Below are 2,305 nucleotides of genomic sequence, written 5' to 3'. Positions count from 1 at the left end.
GCTCAACGCGGGCCACGAGGCCAGCGTCAACGGCTTCGGCAACGGCCTCGCCTCGCTCCTGGCAGACCGCGCCCAGAGCGAGGCCGTGATGCCGGCGCTGGACGAGCCGGCCGCGGTCGAGCGCGTCGTGGAGGAGATGCTGCGGCACGACTCACCGCTGCACCTCTTCGAGCGCACCGCGACGGCCGACGTCGAGCTCCACGGCGTCACGGTCCGCCGCGGCGAGAAGGTCGCCGCCCTGCTCGGGGCCGCCAACCGCGACCCCGCAATCTTCGCCGAGCCCGACCGCTTCGTGGCAGACCGCGACCCGAACCCGCACCTCGCCTTCGGCGCCGGCATCCACTTCTGCCTCGGGGCGCCCCTGGCCCGGATGGAGCTGCAGATCTCGACCCGGGCACTGCTCGAACGACTCGGACCGATCGAGGTCGTCGACGCCGCACGCCGGCCGACGTTCGTGCTGCGCGGCTACGAGCGCCTCGTCGTCGCCCGCCGCCTCCCGTCGTGAACGCAGGCAGCGCGTGCCCGTGACCAGGGCGCCGTATCGAGGAAGAGATCGAGGAAGAGATCGATGAAGAGAGGGGGAGGGCATGAGTGAACTCACGCCGTACATCTGCGTGGCCGACTCACGCGCCGCGATCGAGTGGTACCGCGAGCACCTCGGCGCCGAGCTGACCGTGGACCCGATCGTCATGGACGACGGGCGCGTCGGGCACTGCGAGCTGGCGGTCGACGGAGCGTCCTGGATGATGTCCGACGCGTTCGACGAGGCAGGTGTGGCAGCCCCGGACCCCGAGCGCGGCAACGCCGTGACGTTGCACCTCACGGTGTCCGACGTCGACGAGCGCTGCCGTCGGGTGCAGGCGGGCGGAGCCAGGCTCGACCGTGGTCCCGAGGACAACCCGCCGATCGGCCGGCTCGCGGTCTTCCACGACCCGTTCGGCCACCGCTGGTTCCTCAACCAACCGCTGCCGGCGACGGACTCGGTCCCGGAGCCCGACTGACCGCTGGGGGGCGGGCGTCAGGGCCGGGCGTCAGGCGGGCGTCGGGGCCGGGCGTCAGGTGGGCGTCGGGGTTGGCGTCAGGGGCGGTCGGCCCCGCGACCACGCAGCACGAGGAAGCCGCCCACCCCCAGCAGCACGACCGTGCCCACGATCGTGAACAGGATCGGCACGAGGAGCGAGCCCTGGTCGTCGGTGGCGGCGACGGGCTTGACGTGCACCGTCGCCCCTGCGGTGGCCGTCGAGCCGTCGAGCCCGATCGTCGCGTGGAACGAGAAGGTGCCCGTCACGGGGTGACCGTCGTCGGAGGTGACGCGGTAGGTCACCGTGTAGTCCCCGCCCGGGGCCGTGGTTGCGATGGCCTGCGTGACGTCGCGGCCCTTGAGCGTCGGCGTGCCGGACGACACGGGCCCCGACGGACCGGTGACGACGACCTGCGCGCCGATCGCGAGGGGCGCCTCGGAGAAGGTGAGCACCAACGACCCCGGCAGGTGCGTGACCGTCGTGCCGTCCGCCGGGTTGGTCCGTYCGAGCACGTCGTGGGCGAAGGCCGCCGAGGGGGCGATGACGAGCAGCCCGAGGGCGAGCAGTGCTGAGGCGAGACGACGCATGGTCTTCAGGTTACGTCGTGCCCCGGACGCGCTTCACCGCCCACCAGAAGCCGCCGAACCCGTCCCGGTCGAGCATCCGCGCCTCGGCTCCAGCCCGCTCGAGCGCGGCGAGGTAGGCGAGCGGGTCGGCGCTCGCGAGCGCGTACGGCGGCGTGGCGCCGGCCAGCCCGAGGGCCAGCAGCGCCTCGCGCTGGGGGCGCACGTCATCCGCGTCGAGGGTGTCCATCGCGACGTGCKCTGTGACGTCGCACGACCCGTCGGGCACCGGCGGGGTCAGCTGACCGCGGACGTATGCCGTGAGCGTCCCCGTGGAGGGACGCATCGTCGCCGTGTGGCCGTAGTCCACGGCGACGAGCGTGCCCGAGGCGACGCGCGAGACGAGGTCGGACCAGGCCTCGTCGCGGGCGCGACCGACCTCGATGCGGTCGCCCGGCGTGGTGGTGGGCCAGTGGGCGTCGGCCCAGCGACGGTCCGCAGCGGTGAGCGAGCCGCCGAGGGACTCCTCGCCCGACGTGGGGTCGACGAGCACCTCGCGGGGGGTGCCGTCGGCGTCGACCTCGGCCACGGTGCAGGGCACGACGTCGAGCCACTCGTGCGCGATGACGAGGGCGTCGCTCAGGTCGGTCAGCTCGGGCGGAAGGTCGGCACCGCCGGGGGAGCGGAGCCACTCGATGCGCTCGTCGAGCCCTCGGGGAC

4 protein-coding genes are annotated in these 2,305 nt (G+C 73.5%); 2 read left to right on the top strand and 2 right to left on the bottom strand.

The window, feature by feature from the left end:
- Positions 1–505: cytochrome P450 (locus tag AC1DP0_RS20995; RefSeq protein ID WP_478088350.1), on the top strand; the 505-nt coding region annotated here is incomplete at its 5' end.
- An 82-nt stretch (positions 506–587) separates the two neighbouring features.
- Positions 588–1,001, top strand: a complete 414-nt coding sequence (locus tag AC1DP0_RS20990) for a VOC family protein (protein WP_478088348.1) — start codon at positions 588–590, stop codon at positions 999–1,001.
- Between the two features lie 77 nt (positions 1,002–1,078).
- Here the strand turns inward: AC1DP0_RS20990 and AC1DP0_RS20985 are convergent, their stop codons facing one another.
- Both AC1DP0_RS20985 and AC1DP0_RS20980 read right to left on the bottom strand, forming a co-directional pair.
- Positions 1,079–1,609, bottom strand: a complete 531-nt coding sequence (locus AC1DP0_RS20985; protein WP_478088346.1) for a copper resistance CopC family protein — start codon at positions 1,607–1,609, stop codon at positions 1,079–1,081.
- Positions 1,610–1,619: 10 nt separating this feature from the next.
- Positions 1,620–2,305: SAM-dependent methyltransferase (locus AC1DP0_RS20980; protein ID WP_478088344.1), on the bottom strand; the 686-nt coding region annotated here is incomplete at its 5' end.

It is taken from the genome of Terrabacter sp. P5_B1 (assembly GCF_056400505.1).
This window is presented reverse-complemented; position numbering and strand designations above follow the sequence as displayed.